This window comes from Variovorax paradoxus, from assembly GCF_024734665.1.
Classification (GTDB): Bacteria; Pseudomonadota; Gammaproteobacteria; order Burkholderiales; family Burkholderiaceae_C; genus Variovorax.
This window is the reverse complement of the sequence record NZ_CP102931.1, coordinates 2,316,465-2,332,900: the sequence shown is the minus strand read 5'-3', so window position 1 is coordinate 2,332,900 and position 16,436 is coordinate 2,316,465. Positions and strand designations below refer to the sequence as shown.

General features: G+C 66.7%; 17 protein-coding genes and 2 riboswitches. Of the genes, 12 read left to right on the top strand and 5 right to left on the bottom strand.

Annotated elements, in window-relative coordinates; all coding sequences use genetic code 11:
• The first annotated feature begins 37 nt into the window (after positions 1 to 37).
• The 11 genes from NWF24_RS10935 to gcvP all read left to right on the top strand — a co-directional run bounded on the left by NWF24_RS10935 (position 38) and on the right by gcvP (position 11,458).
• Positions 38 to 631 (top strand): RNA polymerase sigma factor, encoded by a 594-nt coding sequence (locus tag NWF24_RS10935; RefSeq protein WP_258354186.1) that lies wholly within the window; start codon positions 38 to 40, stop codon positions 629 to 631.
• A complete protein-coding gene (locus NWF24_RS10930) occupies positions 628 to 1,380 on the top strand; it encodes an anti-sigma factor (protein WP_258354185.1) in 753 nt (250 codons plus the stop codon). The genes NWF24_RS10935 and NWF24_RS10930 overlap by 4 nt, the downstream gene beginning before the upstream one ends.
• Positions 1,381 to 1,444: 64 nt before the next feature.
• Positions 1,445 to 2,464: a D-erythronate dehydrogenase gene (gene denD, locus NWF24_RS10925; RefSeq protein ID WP_258354184.1), complete on the top strand. Its 1,020-nt coding sequence runs from the start codon at positions 1,445 to 1,447 to the stop codon at positions 2,462 to 2,464.
• A gap of 44 nt (positions 2,465 to 2,508) precedes the next feature.
• The gene (locus NWF24_RS10920) at positions 2,509 to 3,483 is read left to right on the top strand and encodes a TRAP transporter substrate-binding protein (RefSeq protein ID WP_258354183.1); all 975 of its coding nucleotides are present in this window, start codon (positions 2,509 to 2,511) and stop codon (positions 3,481 to 3,483) included.
• Between the two features lie 97 nt (positions 3,484 to 3,580).
• Positions 3,581 to 4,093: a TRAP transporter small permease gene (locus NWF24_RS10915; RefSeq protein ID WP_258354182.1), complete on the top strand. Its 513-nt coding sequence runs from the start codon at positions 3,581 to 3,583 to the stop codon at positions 4,091 to 4,093.
• A gap of 11 nt (positions 4,094 to 4,104) precedes the next feature.
• Positions 4,105 to 5,397 (top strand): TRAP transporter large permease, encoded by a 1,293-nt coding sequence (locus tag NWF24_RS10910; protein WP_093055563.1) that lies wholly within the window; start codon positions 4,105 to 4,107, stop codon positions 5,395 to 5,397.
• A gap of 98 nt (positions 5,398 to 5,495) precedes the next feature.
• The gene (locus tag NWF24_RS10905) at positions 5,496 to 5,960 is read left to right on the top strand and encodes a L,D-transpeptidase Cds6 family protein (RefSeq protein ID WP_258354181.1); all 465 of its coding nucleotides are present in this window, start codon (positions 5,496 to 5,498) and stop codon (positions 5,958 to 5,960) included.
• A gap of 98 nt (positions 5,961 to 6,058) precedes the next feature.
• On the top strand, positions 6,059 to 6,598 hold the full coding sequence (locus NWF24_RS10900) for a hypothetical protein (protein ID WP_258354180.1): 540 nt from the start codon (positions 6,059 to 6,061) through the stop codon (positions 6,596 to 6,598).
• Positions 6,599 to 6,631: 33 nt separating this feature from the next.
• Positions 6,632 to 6,722: riboswitch (glycine riboswitch) on the top strand.
• A 12-nt stretch (positions 6,723 to 6,734) separates the two neighbouring features.
• A riboswitch (glycine riboswitch) is annotated at positions 6,735 to 6,847 on the top strand.
• A 45-nt stretch (positions 6,848 to 6,892) separates the two neighbouring features.
• Complete coding sequence (gene gcvT / locus NWF24_RS10895) at positions 6,893 to 8,065, top strand: glycine cleavage system aminomethyltransferase GcvT (RefSeq protein ID WP_258354179.1); 1,173 nt, start codon at positions 6,893 to 6,895, stop codon at positions 8,063 to 8,065.
• A 60-nt stretch (positions 8,066 to 8,125) separates the two neighbouring features.
• A complete protein-coding gene (gene gcvH, locus NWF24_RS10890; protein WP_176658246.1) occupies positions 8,126 to 8,497 on the top strand; it encodes a glycine cleavage system protein GcvH in 372 nt (123 codons plus the stop codon).
• A 51-nt stretch (positions 8,498 to 8,548) separates the two neighbouring features.
• Entirely contained in the window at positions 8,549 to 11,458 is a 2,910-nt protein-coding gene (gene gcvP / locus NWF24_RS10885; protein WP_258354178.1) for an aminomethyl-transferring glycine dehydrogenase, read from the top strand.
• Between the two features lie 27 nt (positions 11,459 to 11,485).
• On the opposite strand, the gene NWF24_RS10880 is transcribed toward gcvP, so the two are convergent.
• The 3 genes from NWF24_RS10880 to NWF24_RS10870 all read right to left on the bottom strand — a co-directional run bounded on the left by NWF24_RS10880 (position 11,486) and on the right by NWF24_RS10870 (position 14,023).
• The gene (locus NWF24_RS10880; protein WP_258354177.1) at positions 11,486 to 11,740 is read right to left on the bottom strand and encodes a hypothetical protein; all 255 of its coding nucleotides are present in this window, start codon (positions 11,738 to 11,740) and stop codon (positions 11,486 to 11,488) included.
• 133 nt (positions 11,741 to 11,873) lie between these two features.
• A complete protein-coding gene (locus tag NWF24_RS10875) occupies positions 11,874 to 12,782 on the bottom strand; it encodes a DUF3014 domain-containing protein (protein ID WP_258354176.1) in 909 nt (302 codons plus the stop codon).
• Positions 12,783 to 12,907: 125 nt separating this feature from the next.
• Positions 12,908 to 14,023, bottom strand: a complete 1,116-nt coding sequence (locus NWF24_RS10870; protein WP_258354175.1) for a DUF2855 family protein — start codon at positions 14,021 to 14,023, stop codon at positions 12,908 to 12,910.
• Between the two features lie 49 nt (positions 14,024 to 14,072).
• On the opposite strand from NWF24_RS10870, the gene NWF24_RS10865 reads away from it, so the two are divergent.
• A complete protein-coding gene (locus NWF24_RS10865) occupies positions 14,073 to 14,702 on the top strand; it encodes a TetR/AcrR family transcriptional regulator (protein ID WP_258354174.1) in 630 nt (209 codons plus the stop codon).
• On the opposite strand, the gene NWF24_RS10860 is transcribed toward NWF24_RS10865, so the two are convergent.
• Complete coding sequence (locus NWF24_RS10860; protein ID WP_258354173.1) at positions 14,680 to 15,354, bottom strand: alpha/beta hydrolase; 675 nt, start codon at positions 15,352 to 15,354, stop codon at positions 14,680 to 14,682. The genes NWF24_RS10865 and NWF24_RS10860 overlap by 23 nt on opposite strands.
• A gap of 10 nt (positions 15,355 to 15,364) precedes the next feature.
• A complete protein-coding gene (locus tag NWF24_RS10855) occupies positions 15,365 to 16,408 on the bottom strand; it encodes an NAD(P)H-dependent flavin oxidoreductase (protein WP_258354172.1) in 1,044 nt (347 codons plus the stop codon).
• Positions 16,409 to 16,436 lie beyond the last annotated feature (28 nt).

Sequence of the window (16,436 nt, the reverse complement as noted above, 5' to 3'; positions counted from 1 at the left end):
GGATGCAATACTCGCCCGCATGAATAGAAATATTCTGATGAGCCTGCAAGACCTGATCGCTGGCGCGGCGCGCGGCGACCACGCGTGCTTTGCCCAGATCTACGAACGCACGCACCTGCATCTGTTCGGCGTCGCGGCTCGTATGTTGGGCAATGAACAGGCAGCCGAAGACGTGCTGCAAGAGGCCTATGTGAGCATCTGGAAAAACGCGAGCGGCTATCGCTCCAGCGTCGACGGGCAAGAGATCCAGCCCATCACCTGGCTGATCGCGATCGTGCGCAACAAGGCGCTGGACTCGCTGCGCGCGCGCAAGCGACGCAATGCCCACGAACAACCGCTGGCCACCGGCCCGGACGGCGAGGCAGAAACCGAGGCCGACACGGCAGCCGACCCGGCCCCCGGCGCAGCGCAGCTGTTCGACCAGGCCATGCATGCGCTTCGCATCGAGGGCTGCATGTCTGTGCTCGACGGCAGCTTCCGCCAGAGCCTGGCGCTTGCCTACTACCAGGGCCTGTCGCACACCGAGGTGGCGGCGCAGATGAATGCGCCGCTCGGCACGGTCAAGGCCTGGATACGACGCGGGCTCGACAAGCTGCGCGCCTGCCTGAGCGCGCAAGGGGTGGCGTCATGAGATACACCGACGCCCGCCTGCTCGATGCACTGGCATCGGCCTACGCACTCGGCACGCTCGAAGGCGGCGCGCGGCGGCGCTTCGAGCGGCTGATGCGCGATCGCGCGGACGTGCGCGCCGTGGTGGCGCAATGGGAGCAGAGGCTCGGGCAGTTGGCCCTGTCGGTGCCGCAGCGCAAGCCTTCGCCCGATCTCTGGCGCGCGATCGCCGCGCGCACCCAGCCCACCCAGGCACAGCAAGCACGACAGGCGCGGGCCTCTCGCTGGACCGGCTGGCTGCGGCCCGCGGGCTTCGGCTTCGGCGGGCTCGTGGCAGGGGCCATCGCCGCAAGCGCGCTGTTCCTTGCAATGCCTGGAGCCTTCATCACGAGCGACCAGCTCGCGATGCGTACGGGCGAGCGGCTGCCGCAAAGCTATGTGGGTGTGCTCTCCGACACCGAGGGCCGGGGGCGATTGCTGGTCAGTTCGCTGCGACATGGCCGCACGGTCACGCTGAAGGTGCTGGGTGCGACGGCGCTGCCCGTTTCGGGCGGCGAACGGCTCGTGCTGTGGGCCTTGCCCGCCGACGCGGCGCCCTTCGCCATCGGCACGGTGCCGGCGAGCGGCGCTGGCATCCTCACGCTGCCCGACACCTCCGAGAAGCTGCTGTCGAAGGTCTCGCGCCTCGTCGTGACGCGCGAGCGCAGCACCTCGCCTGCGGCCCCCAGTGCCGATGTGGTGTTGAGCGGCGCCTGCGCCAAGCTCTGGTGAGCTTCCTGTGATCCTGATCCGGTGAGCCTCGCTTATTCTTGCGGCTCACAGGAGACAAAAACCCATGCAGATCGTCATCACCGGCGGCGCCGGTTTTCTGGGCGCGCGCCTCGCGCGCACGCTGTTGAAGCAAGGCAGCCTTTCTCTGGCCGGCGCACCGGCCCGGCCCATCGAGCGCATCACGCTGGTCGACCGCGCGGGCGCTCCCGCTGACCTCGCTGCCGATGCGCGCATCACCGCCGTGACCGGCGACCTGAACGCACAGCTCGCCGCCGAGGCGGACGCCACCGTCTGGCGCGAAGCCGATGCCATCTTCCACCTGGCCGCCGCGGTGAGCGGCGAATGCGAGGCCGACTTCGACCTCGGCATGCGCAGCAATTTCGCAGCCACGCATGCCCTGCTCGAAAAAGTACGCACGCTCGGCACGAAACCCGTGCTGGTGTTCGCCAGTTCGCTAGCGGTGTTCGGCGATTCTCCCGAGCAACCGCTGCCGAAGGTCATCGAAGACCACACGCTGCCCACTCCGCAGACCAGCTACGGCATCCAGAAATTCATTGGTGAACAGCTGATGGCCGATTTCACGCGCAAGGGTTTCGTGCGCGGGCGCAGCGTGCGGCTCATGACGGTAAGCGTGCGCCCGGGCAAGCCCAACGGCGCGGCCTCGGGCTTCTTCAGCGGCATGATCCGCGAGCCGCTGGCCGGGTTGCCCGCCGCCTGCCCCGTGCCCGACGCAACGCCTGTCGCCATTGCGTCACCGGCGCGCACCATCGAAGGCATCATCCGCGCCGCCGAGGCCAGCGATGCGCAATGGGGCCCGCGCACCGCGCTCAACCTGCCCTCGCTCGCCACCACGGTCGGCGAGATGGCCGCGGCGCTGGAGCACGTGGCCGGCAAGGCCGCCACCGCCCTGCTTGACCGCACGCCCGACCCGACGATCCAGCGCATCGTGAAAACCTGGCCGGGCCACATCGAGACCGTGCGCGCGAGGGCGCTGGGGCTCATGCCTGACGAAAGCTTCGAGGCCGTCATTCGCGAGTACGTCCGTGAAAATCCCGACGCGGTAAAGCTTCCCGGTGTTGCATAGTCCGTTGCGCCTGACGCGCACCTGACCCCAACCCCGGAGACATCATGAAACTCGGCCACATCGCCGCCGCCTGCCTTTCGCTCGCCCTGGGCACTTCCGCCTTCGCCCAGCAACCGACCGTTCTGAAGATCGGCTACGCGACCTCCAAGGAGTCGCACTACGGCGTGGGCTCCACGGTGTTCTGCGAAGAAATCGAGAAGGGCACGCAAGGCCGCTACAAGTGCCAGCACTTCGCCAACTCGGCGCTCGGCGGCGAGCGCGAGCAGATCGAGGCCATCCAGCTCGGCACGCAGGACCTGGTCAACACCTCGACGGGCCCGGTGGGCAACTTCGTGCCCGAGGTCAAGATCGTCGACATCCCGTTCCTGTTCCGCGACTACGACCATGCGCGCAAGGTCATGGACGGCCCCATCGGCCAGGACATCCTGACCAAGTTCCCGAGCAAGGGCATCATCGCGCTCGCCTGGACGGAGAACGGCTTCCGCCACATGACGAACAGCAAGCGCGACATCGTCAAGCCCAGCGATGCGGCCGGCCTGAAGATGCGCACCATGGAAAACAAGGTGCACATGGACGGCTACCGCACCTTCGGCATCCTGCCCACGCCCATGGCTTTCCCCGAACTGTTCGGCGCGCTGCAGCAAGGCACGGTCGACGGGCAGGAGAATCCGATTCCGGTGATCCTGTCGTCGAAGTTCTCGCAGGTGCAAAAGCACCTCTCGCTCACGGGCCACGTGTACTCGCCGGCGCTGCTGCTGCTGTCGCCGAAGGTGTGGAACAAGCTCTCTGACGCCGACAAGAAGGTGTTCACCGAAGCCGCGAAGAAGGCCTCCATCGCCCAGCGCAAGAAGGTCAACGACGACGAGAACAACGGCATCGCCCAGCTCGAGAAAGACGGCATGAAGGTCACGCGCACCGTCGACGGCGCCGCCTTCCGCGAGGCGCTGAAGCCCGCCTACGTGAGCTACGCCAAGGAATTCGGCGCCGACAACATCAAGAAGATCACGGACGTCAAGTAAGCCCTGAGCCGCCACGGCCGGCTTTCCGGCAACGCGCCCGGCACGCATGCGTGCGCCGGGCGCTTCGTTTTTCAGACAGAACAGAGAACAACACAAAGTGCAAGCCTTCGAGCGCTACTTTCTCGCCGCCAACCGCTGGGCGCTGATTCTTCTGCTGGCCGCCATGTCGGTCATCATCTTCACCAACGTCGTGCTGCGCTACACCACGAACCAGTCGCTCGAATGGGCGGAAGAGGTGTCGCGCCACATGATGATCTGGCTCACCTTCCTGGGGGCCGGGCCGGTGCTGCGCTACGGCGGACACATCGCGGTCGAGAACCTGCAAGACGCATTGCCCCGCAATGCGGCCGTCGCGGTGCGCATCGTCGTCGCCGGGCTGCTGTTCGCATTCTTCGGCTTCATGGTCTGGTACGGCTGGCTGTACATGGAACGCACGATGTTCCAGCTCACTGCCGTGACGCAAATTCCGTTCGCCTACATCTACAGCGCGATGCTGTTCGGCGGCGTGCTGCTGATCGTGCACTGGCTGCTGGTGGTGCGCGGCTACGTGCTGCGCAGGGAGTTCGCGTCCGACGCGCACTTCGACGCCAACGCCTCGGCGTCGCTGTAAGGAGAACGACCATGGATGCCAGCATCGTTCTGATCGTTTCCGCCTGCATTTTCCTGGCCATCGGCGTGCCCGTGGCCTTTGCGCTGGGCCTTTCCACCGTTACCACGCTCATCCTCGCGGAGAACTACCCGCTGATGGTGCTGCTGAAGGAAACCTTCACCGGCATCGACAGCTTTCCGCTGATGGCGGTGCCCTTCTTCATTCTTGCGGCCGAGCTCATGAGCGGCGGCTCGCTCACCGAGGTGCTGCTGCGCTTCGCGGGCCAGTTCGTGGGCCACCGGCGCGGCGGGCTGGGCTATACCAACGTGGTGTCGCTGACCTTCTTCTCCGGCATCTCGGGCTCGGCGCTGGCCGACGCGGCAGGGCCGGGGTCGATGCTCATCAAGATGATGGACAAGGCCGGCTACGACCGCTCGTATGCGGCGGCGCTCACGGCCTCGACCGCCATCGTGGGGCCGATCATTCCGCCCTCGATCATCATGATCATCTACGCGCTGCAGGACGAGAGCGTGTCGGTCGGCACGCTGTTCGCGGCCGGCATCATGCCGGGCATCCTGATCGCGGTGGCGATGTGCGTCGTGAACTTCTACGTCTCGAAAAAGCGCAACTACAAGGGCGATGGGCAGACGCCTCCGCTGCGCGAGATCCTTGTCACCACTTGGAAGGCGATTCCCGCGATCCTGCTGCCGGTGGTGATCCTGGGCGGCATGCGCGCCGGCTGGTTCACGCCGACCGAGGCCTCGGTGGTCGCGGTGTTCTATGCGCTGGTGTGCGGCAAGTTCGTCTACCGCACGCTCGAGTGGAAGATGCTGCCGGACATTCTTTCGCGCTCAGCGCTGCTGTCGGCTTCGGTGCTGATCATCATCGGGCTGTCGGCCTCGTTCGCGTGGGTGCTGACCATCGAGGGCATTCCGCAGCAGATGGCCGAATGGCTGATCAGCATGAACCTCTCGCCGTGGATGTTCCTGATCATCGTCAACGTGTTCCTGCTGCTGTTCGGCATCTTCATCGAGCCGCTGCCGGGCGTGATGGTGCTGGCGCCGATCCTCGCGCCGGTGGCCATCAAGCTGGGCGTGGACCCGGTGCACTTCGCGATGATCGTGATCTTCAACCTCACGCTGGGCATGATCACGCCGCCGGTGGGCGGGCTGCTGTTCGTGACGTGCAACGTGTCGAAGGTGCCGATGTCGGCGCTGGTGAAGGAACTGGTGCCGTTCCTTTGGGCGCACGGGGCTGTGCTGGTCATCCTGACCTTCGTGCCGGCGCTGAGCACGTGGCTGCCGCACGTGCTCGGGTTCAAGTAGCGGCCTGGGCTCCGGGGCCTGATCGGCCCGGTGAATGTTCACTGCCAGAATCGGGCGACGGGCCAAGGGCCGACAACCGACAAGGAGGGGACTGCGTCATGAATCGATTCCTGAGTTGCCTGCTGGGCGGTGCCTTGCTGGCTCCGGCTGCCTTCGGCGCCCCGCCCGCAATGCCCGCCGCAGCACCAGCCCCCGTATCGGCAGCAGCGCCGGCCGATCCAGCCGCCAGCATCCGCGAAGTCGAAGCCGCCGTGCGCGCCTGGGCTGCAGCCTGGTCAGCCCGGGACGTGGCGCGCTACCTGGCCGCCTATGCACCCGATTTCACGCCGCCCCGCGGCCAGGACCGCAAGGCCTGGGAGGCGGACCGCCGCGCGCGCATTACCGACAAGGCGGCCATCAGCGTGAGCATCGACAGCCTCGTCATCAGCGTCCAGGGACAGGCGGCCAGCGCGAGCTTTCAGCAGACCTACAGCGCCGACAAGCTGCGCGAGAAGAGCCGCAAGACGCTGGAACTGCAGCGCGTAGGCGAGCAGTGGCTCATACGCAAGGAAAGCGCGGGCTGAAGGCCAGTCGCGATTGCCCCTGTAAGGCAAACGGTTCATGAAGATGTCACCACTTGCAACGATGCTGCAGCCCTCGATTCCCGAAAGCTGTGGCTGCCATGTTTCCCACCAAGACCGACAAGGCGCGCGACGAACTCCAGGGCGGACAGCGCACGCTCAGCCAGCGTGAACGCGCCCTGCTGCTGATGGCCGACGGCCGGCGCTCGCTGACCGACTTCAGTCCGCTGTTCGCCAACCGGATTGAAGCCGAACAGGCGATCCTGGCGCTGGTGCAGCGGGGCTACCTGCAGGCCCCGCAGGCTGCTGCGGCACCGGCAGCGGCCCAGCCCGCGCCAATCGCCGCCGCCGAGCCGATCCAGGTCGCCACCACCTCGGCCGACACCTTCGACGGCAAGCGCTCGCTGGCCACCACGCGCATGTTCCTGTTCGACATCTGCGAGCGCATGTTCGTGCGGCGCGACCCGAAGTTCGCGCTGCAGATGCGTGACGCCCTGCGCGAGGCCCGTGACCGGCAGGCGATGTTGACCATCGCCGCGCTGATGCTCTCCGAAATCGAGAAGACCGCCGGCCCCGAACGCGCCGAATCGCTGCGCGAGCGTATCGACAAGCTGCTGCCCCCGGCCGAAATCATCCACTGACGCCAAACCCCGGCCCCGCGCGATCCACTACACTCGCCAGGGTCAGGAGAGAGCCCCGCGTGCCGGGGCCGCCGAAGGCGCAGGGGTTTCCCGAACGCTCAGGCAAAAGGACTGACAAGGCGCCGGTGAACACCGGCGTTTCCTTGCTGGAGAGAGGCCGTTGCAGTGAAAACTGCCCATCGGCCCACCGAAGGAGCAAACCCCGATCGTGGGGCGAATCTCTCAGGTAAAGCGGACAGCAGGGGTGGCCCATGGCTTGCGTCATGGATTTCGTCTGCCCCTTTGGAGTGCCCCGTGGCTGCTTCTTCCGCCCCCGCTACCGAACTTCTCAAGACGCCGCTGTACGACCTCCACGTGGAGCTCGGTGCCCGCATGGTGCCCTTTGCCGGCTATTCGATGCCGGTGCAGTACCCCGCCGGCCTGATGGCCGAGCACAAGCACACGCGCGACGCGGCCGGCCTGTTCGACATCTCCCATATGGGCCAGCTGCGCCTCGTCGGGCCCGATGCGGCGGCGGCTTTCGAAACCCTGATGCCCGTCGACGTGATCGACCTGCCCGCCGGCAAGCAGCGCTACGGCCTGCTGCTGAACGACGAAGGCGGCATCCTCGACGACCTGATGTTCTTCAACGAGGGCAACGGCTCGATCTTCGTGATCGTCAACGGCGCCTGCAAGGTGGCCGACATCGCCCACATCCAGCAGAAGATCGGCGGCCGTTGCAAGGTGCAGCCCCTGCCCGACCATGCCCTGCTCGCGCTGCAGGGCCCGCAGGCCGCAGCCACGTTGGCGCGCCTGTCGCCCGGCATCGAGCGCTTCGTGTTCATGACCGGCGGCGCGGTGCAGATCGGCGGCATTGCTGCCTTCGTCACCCGCAGCGGCTACACCGGTGAAGACGGCTTCGAGATCTCGGTGGCCGCGAAGGACGCCGAGGCGCTGGCCCGCCTGCTGCTGGCCCAGCCCGAGGTCAAGCCCATCGGCCTGGGCGCGCGCAATTCGCTGCGGCTCGAAGCCGGGCTTTGCCTCTACGGCAACGACATCGACACCACCACCACGCCGGTCGAGGCCTCGCTCAACTGGGCGATGCAGAAGGTGCGCCGCACGGGCGGCGCGCGCGAAGGCGGCTTTCCTGGCGCGGCAAAGATCCTCGCGCAGCTCGCCGTCGCGACCGCAGGCGCCGCCGGCCACACCGACCACGACACGCTGAAGCGCAAGCGCGTGGGCCTCGTCGCCCTCGAGCGCATTCCTGTGCGTGACGGCACGGTGCTGCAATCTTTCGAAGGCCACGACATCGGCGTCGTCACCAGCGGCCTGCTCGGCCCGACGGCCGACCGCTGCATCGCCATGGGCTACGTGGCCACCGCCTTCGCCGAGCCGGGCACGCGCGTGCAGGCCATCGTGCGCGGCAAGCCGGTGCCGATGGAGGTTTCGACGATGCCTTTCGTGCCCACCCGCTACTACCGCGGCTGAGCCTGGTCGACCCGGCTAGGCTCTGCACCCCGATTCATTTTTTCCACGAGGAGTTTTTCCATGAGCATCAAGTACACCAAGGACCACGAATGGGTGTCGGCCGAAGGCGACGCAGCCACCGTCGGCATCACCGTGCATGCGCAGGACGCGCTGGGCGACGTGGTGTTCGTCGACCTGCCCGAAGTCGGCAAGACCTTTGCGCAAGGCGAAGTTGCCGGCGTCGTTGAGTCGGTCAAGGCCGCGGCCGACGTGTTCATGCCCGTGTCGGGCGAGATCACCGAAGTGAACGAGGCGCTGCGCGCCGACCCGTCGCTCGCCAACAGCGACCCGCTGGCCTCCGGCTGGTTCTTCAAGGTCAAGCTGAGCGAGCCTGCACAGCTCGACGCCCTGCTGGACGCGGCCTCCTACGACAAGTTCGCCGCCGAATCCTGATCCGCTGAGTTCTTCAGCCACCTTTCTTCTTCTCCCCGAGCCCTCACCGCCATGCCGACGCCCGCCCTTCCCTCTTTGCAAGAACTAGAGAACGCCGAAGAATTCCTCGCCCGCCACATCGGTATCGATGCGGCGGACGAGGCGCGCATGCTGCCGGTGATCGGCTCGGAAACGCGCGCGGAACTCATCGACGGCATCGTGCCCGCGGCCATCCGCCGCGCAAAGCCGATGCGCCTGCCCTCACCGGCAACCGAAGCCGATGCGCTGGCCGAGCTGAAGGTAATGGCGTCGAAGAACAAGGTGTTCAAGAACTTCATCGGCCAGGGCTACTACGGCACGCACACGCCGGGCGTCATCTTGCGCAACGTGCTCGAAAACCCCGCCTGGTACACCGCCTACACGCCCTACCAGGCCGAAATCTCGCAGGGCCGCATGGAAGCCCTGCTCAACTTCCAGACGATGGTGTGCGACCTCACGGGCATGGCCATCGCCAACGCCTCGATGCTCGACGAAGCCACGGCCGCAGCCGAGGCCATGACGCTCGCCAAGCGCAGCGTTAGAGCCAAGAGCAACGTGTTCCTGGTGTCGGGCGACTGTCATCCGCAGACCATCGAAGTCATCAAGACGCGCGCCGCGCCGCTGGGCATCGAAGTGAAGGTGAGCACCGTGTCGGAAACGCTGCCGCACCTGATGGTGAGCGGCGAGTTCTTCGCCGCGCTCGCGCAGTACCCCGCCACCACCGGCCACGTACATGACCTGCGCCCGCTCGCGGGCCACGCGCATCAGTGCGACGCCGCCCTCATCGTCGCGGCCGACCTGCTGGCGCTCACGCTGCTCGTCGCGCCCGGCGAGTTCGATGCCGACATCGTCTGCGGCACCACGCAGCGCTTCGGCATGCCGCTGTGCAACGGCGGCCCGCACGCCGCCTACCTGGCCTGCCGCGACGAATTCAAGCGCTCGCTGCCGGGCCGACTGGTCGGCGTGAGCGTCGACACGCACGGCCAGCCCGCCTACCGCCTCGCACTGCAGACGCGCGAGCAGCACATCCGCCGCGAGAAGGCCACCTCCAACATCTGCACCGCGCAGGTGCTGCCGGCCGTGGTGGCCAGCATGTACGCCGTGTACCACGGGCCCGACGGCCTCACGCGCATCGCGCAGCGCGTAGCGGCGCTCACGGCCATCCTCGCCAAGGGCCTCACGCAGATGGGCCGCGAGCTGGTCAACACCACCGCGTTCGACTCCCTGACCATCCGCACCGGCGAAGACACGCCGGCGATCATCGAGCGCGCGCAAGCCGCCGGCGTCAACCTGCGCCAGCGCCTGCAGCAGCACCTGGGCATCTCGCTCGACGAAACCAGCACGCGCGCCGACGTCGAAACCCTGTGGAGCCTGTTCGCGCCCGCCGGTACGCAGGCGCCGCGCTTCGATGGCCTCTCGGGCAGCACCACGCCGCTGATCCCGGAAGACCTGCGCCGCACCAGCGCCTTTCTCACGCACCCGGTGTTCAACACCCACAAGAGCGAGACCGCGATGCTGCGCTACATCCGCAGCCTGTCGGACAAAGACCTGGCGCTCGACCGCAGCATGATCCCGCTGGGCAGCTGCACCATGAAGCTCAACGCAACGAGCGAGATGATCCCCATCACCTGGCCCGAGTTCGCCAACATTCACCCCTTCGCGCCCGCCGAGCAGCAGCAGGGCTATGCCCAGCTCGACGCTCAACTGCGCGCCTGGCTGTGCGAAGCCACCGGCTACGCGGGCATCAGCCTGCAGCCCAACGCGGGTTCGCAGGGCGAGTACGCAGGCCTGCTGGCTATCCGCTCCTTCCATGAAGCCAAGGGCCAGGGGCACCGCAACATCTGCCTGATTCCGTCTTCCGCGCACGGCACCAACCCCGCGAGCGCGCAGATGGTGGGCCTGCAGGTGGTGGTGACGGCCTGCGACGCGCAGGGCAACGTCGACATGGACGACCTGAAGCGCGCTTGCGAAAAGCACAGCGACAAGCTGGCCGCAGTGATGATCACCTACCCCAGCACGCACGGCGTTTTCGAAACCCGCGTGAAGGAACTGTGCGAGCTGGTGCACGAGCACGGCGGCCGCGTGTACGTCGACGGCGCCAACATGAACGCGCTGGTCGGTGTGGCTGCGCCGGGCGAGTTCGGCGGCGACGTGAGCCACCTGAACCTGCACAAGACCTTCTGCATTCCGCACGGCGGCGGCGGCCCGGGCGTGGGCCCGGTGTGCGTGGTCGAAGACCTCGTGCCGTACCTGCCTGGGCACGTGACCGCAGGCATGCCGTCGAACGGCGTGGGTGCCGTGTCGGCCGCGCCGCTGGGCAATGCGGCCGTGCTGCCGATCAGCTGGATGTACTGCCGCATGATGGGCGCCAAGGGCCTGCAGGCCGCGACCGAAACGGCCATTCTCAGCGCCAACTACATCAGTGCGCGCCTGAAGGACCACTACCCCACGCTGTACGCGAGCCCCAACGGGCACGTCGCGCACGAGTGCATCCTCGACCTGCGCCCGCTGAAAGACACCAGCGGCGTCACCGCCGAAGACGTGGCCAAGCGCCTGATCGACTACGGCTTCCACGCGCCCACGCTGAGCTTCCCCGTGCCCGGCACGCTGATGGTGGAGCCGACCGAGAGCGAGCCGCTGGCCGAGCTCGACCGCTTCATCGACGCGATGATCGCCATTCGCGGCGAGATCCGCCGCATCGAAGAAGGCGTGTGGCCGAAGGAAGATAACCCGCTCAAGCACGCGCCGCACACGGCTGCGAGCCTGCTCGGCACCGAGTGGAGCCACCCGTACTCGCGCGAACTCGGCGCGTTTCCGCTGGCCGAACTCAAGAACGCGAAGTACTGGCCGCCCATCGGCCGCGTCGACAATGTGTACGGCGACCGCAACCTGTTCTGCAGCTGCGTGCCCGTGGGCGACTACAAGGAAACCGAAGAGGCCTGAGCGCCGTCGTATCGCAGCGATTCCCTTCTACGGCGGGGATTCGCGACGATAGGTCGCCCACTTCACGGTCAGGATGTCCGCAGCGATCTTGGCGGCATTGACGCCCGCATAGGCTTCCGATGGATTGAACTGGAATGCCTCCTGGTATCGCTTGACCTGCGCATAGTCCTGGTCGAAGGTCATCGGACCCATGAGTTCGGCAGGATCGGTGCCCGCTGGAAGCGCGAGGAATTTCTCGGAGTCAGTAGCGCTCTGGTAGAGATCGACGCTCATCAGGTTCATATGCTTGTCCTCGAGATTTTGATCTTGAGAACAAAGCCTCAGCGACATCCGTGCGGCATGCAATCGGTTCGCGCCTACACAGCGCGCCGGAGGAATGCTCACGGGCGCTCGTGTACATCGAGCGCCGTGCGCGTCAGGGTTGCTTCTTCTTCGCCACGTCGCCCGTGGCGATCTGCTGGCGCAGGCCGCGCAGGCTGGTCTTCACCTTGCGCTCGTTCTCCGGCCCCATGCGCACCATGATCTTCTGGCCGGAAGACAGCGACTGCAGTTGCGGATCGACGTATTCGTAGCGCACCCACGGCCGGGTCGAGGGCACGTCGCCCTTCACCTCGATCAGCCGCACCTGCACCGGGCCCTTGGGTTCGGGCGCCTGCAGCAAGTGGTCGATCACGGCAATGAGCCGGTCGTTGAAATAGCGGCCCGGATAGCCCAGCTCTTCGTACGCCTGCTGGAACAGCGGGTAGAGCTTTGCATACACAGCTGCCGCCTTGGCCGGATCGACCGATTCCGCCAGCAGCACGATGGCGTTGTAGCGCGCGGCGTTGTTCGCGGCGATGGTCTGCACCTGGCCCTGCGGCCCTTCGGTGATGAAACGCTGGCCCGTGGGCTGCACCGGCCAGGCATTGGCCGGCGCCTGTTCTCGTGCGAGGTTGTCGACGGTGGTGACGAAGCGGCTCACGATGCCGTCGGAGCGCAGGTACTCCGCGACGTTCTTGCTGCCGAGCAATTCAGCCAGTGCCTTCGTCACGCGTGCATCGGAGTCGGCCAGCTTGGGCAGTGCGGCATCGGGCGGTGCCAACGCATCGATCGGGTTCTGCGGGCCGGTTGGTTGGACAACCGGCGGTGGTGCGGGCGCATCGTTGGGCGCCGCCGCCACCGGCACGGGCTCAGCCGGCTTTTGCTGTTGCTGCTGATACCAGCGCCAGCCAACGTAGGCAGTCCCGAGCAATACCAGCACGAAGGCGACGATGGCACCTATGGGCATCTCGCGGCGGGGTCTGAACTCGGGGGCGTCGCGCGTGTCGCTGTCGGGCTCGGACATGAGGTCGGTTTCCTTGTGCGGGAATGTCGGGGAAGCGAACGGCTATGGTGCACCAATTCGGGCTGCGCACCAGCCCCGTCGTCGTAACGCCCTGTGACGCGCCCGCCGCGCGGAAGTTCACGTGCTCAGCCCGCGAGCCTCACCACGTGCGCCTGCCGCGGATCGACCCTGCCCGCGTGCAGGTCGGCAATCACCGCCTGCGCATGCGCGAAGCCCTTGCCTTGCGCCAGCGTCATCCATCGGTTGTCAGGCCGGCTGAGTTCGGCGATGAAGCTGCCCTGCGCCTCGTTGAAGCGGCGGTTGACCTCCTGCGGGCCCCAGTCAGCGTTGCGCTTGCGGATCTGCACGGGAGCGAAGTAGAGCTGAGGCGTGGGGCCGGGCAGCGCGGTGGTATCGCCGAGAAACTCGGTCTTCTGCGCGGAGCCGGCATAGCAGTCGTACACCAGCGCTTCGCCGAAGTGATGGTGGATGGTGGCGCGCAGTTCGTCGTTGCCCGAGAAGTCGACGTACAGCGTGGGCACATCGGCCGGCAGCGTCGTCACTTCTTCATAGCTCAGCGTGCGGTCGTAGCAGCCCAGGCTCTCCACGAAAGCGCGATTGGCGTTGGACGTGGCCGCGATCAGCTTCAGCCCTTCGCGCTGGCGCAGGCAGAAGGCCGTGCCGAACGCAGTCTTGCTCGACGCGCTCGACACCACGACCTGCTTCGCGCCGAAGAAGGCGTTGTCTTCCAGGAAGTCCGCCAGCATGAACGAAGTGATGAACAGCGGGCGCACCAGCATCTGGTAGTCCTCCAGCGCGGCGACGTACCCCGCGTCGTTGCTGCAGCGCATGTACTGGTTGTAGGCCGACACCAGCTCGCTGCGGTGCGGCGAGCCATCGTAAAAGCCGCGCGCCGTTACGCGCACCGGCTGCATGCGCAGATGGCTCGCTATCGGAAAGTAGCCGTAGAAGCGCTCGCCCACCGCCACGCCCTCCACGTTCGAGGCCGCCACGTCGGCAAAGCCCCAGGCCGGCATGTGGCCCCAGTCGGCATCACCGGTCGGAAAGAACTGCCAGTACTTCATGACCGCGTCGCCGAAGGCCGCGTAGGTGATGTTGTTGGTGGTCAGCGAGAAGCGACCGATCTTCAGCAGCACCTCGCCGGGCTGCAGCTCGCCGGTGTCCTGCGTGGTCACGACACGGGTGGTGCCAAGGGCGTTCTTGCGCGTTTCGAGGCGGGTTAAAGTGAATGCGTTGTTCATTCGCAAACTGTATGGCGGCCCGTCTCACGGCGGGTTCGGAAAACCGTCGATGCCGGACGCACCCCGCTCCAAGCCCCTGAAACGCCCCACGCAGGCACGCAGCAAGTTCACCGTGCAGGCGATCTACGACGCCTTTGTTCGGATTTGGTCCGCGAACGGCTGGGAGGGCGTGACCACGCGCGCAGTGGCGCTGGAAACCGGCATCGCGGTCGGCACGCTCTACGACTACTTCCCCGACAAGGAAGCCCTGCTCTCGGGCTATGTGCGCCACTGCATCGAGGCGCTACTCGCGCGGCTCGATGCAGAAGTGATTGCGCCTTCGGACATCGGCTGGCAAGCGCGCGTGCAGCGCCTCGTGCGCATCACCTGCGACACGCGGCTCGAAGGGCTGCCGGCCTTCGACCACGAAATGCTGATGCTCGAACACCGCGTGGCGGAGCCCAAGCATCACCGCCGCGTGTACGACGAACTGGCTGACAGATGGCTCAAGGCCTTTGCCGTCTGCACAGACCTGCAACCGCCGCCCTCGCCCGCCACCATCCACGCGCTGCTGACCGCCGCATGGGGCGGCCGCCGCTATCGCCTGCTGGTGCAGCCCGAAGCGGACAACGACGAATGGGTGGCCGAGATGGAAGCGATGGTCATGGCGCGCTTGTCTACGAACTTGTCGGCGCGCTGAGCGATTGCAGCCACGCCAGCGTGGCCTGCAACTCTGCCGGACGAAGCTCGTGCGCACCCGGAAAGTCCGCACCCGACAGCGCCACTGGCAAGGTACGCGCGAACTCGCGCGTAGCCTGCGCGGCGCTCGGCGGAATCACGTTGTCGGCGCTGCCATGGCTCACCCACAGCGCCTTGCCCTCGAAGGCCTCGGGCACCGCGACGTGCGGCAGCACCTGAGACAGCAGCCGGCTGTGCCACACCATCGCGGCACGCACGCTCTCAGGCTTGGTCAGCAGCAGCGACAGCGCCATGATGCCGCCCTGGCTGAAGCCGCCGACCACCACGCGTTCCGCCGGCACGCCGAGTTGCTTGCCGGCCGAGGCGATCATCTCGCCGACCAGGAAGCGGCTTTCGCGCTCCTGCTCTTCGTCGATCCGGCGTTCACCATCGGGCAGTATCTGGAACTCGAACCACGCGTAGGCATCTGGCGACAGCACGTAGGGCGCGCGCAGGCTCAACACGTTGAACTGCGGCGGCATCATGCGCGCCAGGCCGAACAGATCTTGCTCGTTGCTGCCCACGCCGTGCATCAGCACCAGCAGCCAGGGTTCGCGAACATCGGGTTGCGCGCCATGCGCGAGAAACTTCAGGGGCAGATGCAGTTGGGTCATGGTTTGAAGCTCAATGAAATCCTTGCGCCAGCTCGCGCGTGACCTCGGCCGCAGGCAGCTCGCGGCAGCCGGTGGCGTTCTGCCCCGACCATAGCGGAGAGAAATCGCCGTTACCCTGCGCCTCTGCCTTGGCGCGCAGGGGCGCGATGCCCGAAGTGGCCAGCGGAAACTCCGGCGCAGCCGCGCCGATGGGGCCCAGCTCGCGCATCACGCGGTTCACGATGCCGCGCGCCGGCCGGCCGGTAAAAAGATTGGTCAGCGCCGTGTGCCGCGAGGCCCTGCTCTTGAGCGCCTCGCGATGGAGCGCGCTGGTGGTCGCCTCGGGCGTCAGCAGGTAGGCCGTGCCAATCTGCACGCCCGCCGCGCCCATCGCCATGGCCGCGGCCACGCCGGCTGCATCGGCAATGCCACCGGCCGCGATCACCGGAACCTTCACGGCGTGCACCAGCTGCGGCAACAGCGCGAAAGTGCCGAGCTGCCGCGTCAGGTCGTGCGACAGGAAATGACCGCGATGCCCACCGGCCTCCAGCCCTTGCGCGATGACTGCATCCACGCCGCGCGCTTCGAGCCACTGCGCCTCTTCGACCGTGGTGGCCGATGCCAGCACCTTCGCACCCCAACCGTGCACCTGCGCCATGAGCGCTTCGGACGGCAACCCGAAATGAAAGCTCACCACCGGCGGACGGAATTCGGCCAGCAAATCGGCCACTTCGGCGCTGAAAGGGTTGCGCCCCGGGCCGGTGGGAATGTTCGCCGCGTCGATGCCGAACTCCGCGTAGTACGGCGCCAGCGCGGCACGCCAGGCCGCTTCGCGATCGGCGCTCGGCACCGGCGGCGTGTGGCAGAAGAAATTGACGTTGTAGGGCTTGCTGGTGCTCGCGCGAATGGCGGCGAGTTCGCTGCGCATGACGTCGGGGCTCAGCATGGCTCCAGGCAGCGAGCCCAGGCCACCGGCATTGCTGACAGCGATGGCCAGCGCGCTGCCCTGCACGCCGGCCATGGGAGCCTGAATGAGCGGAAGGTCCGTTCCGATGAGTTGTTGCAGCGTGGTCATTTGGAGCGCTCCTTGTTCGTGTGTCGCC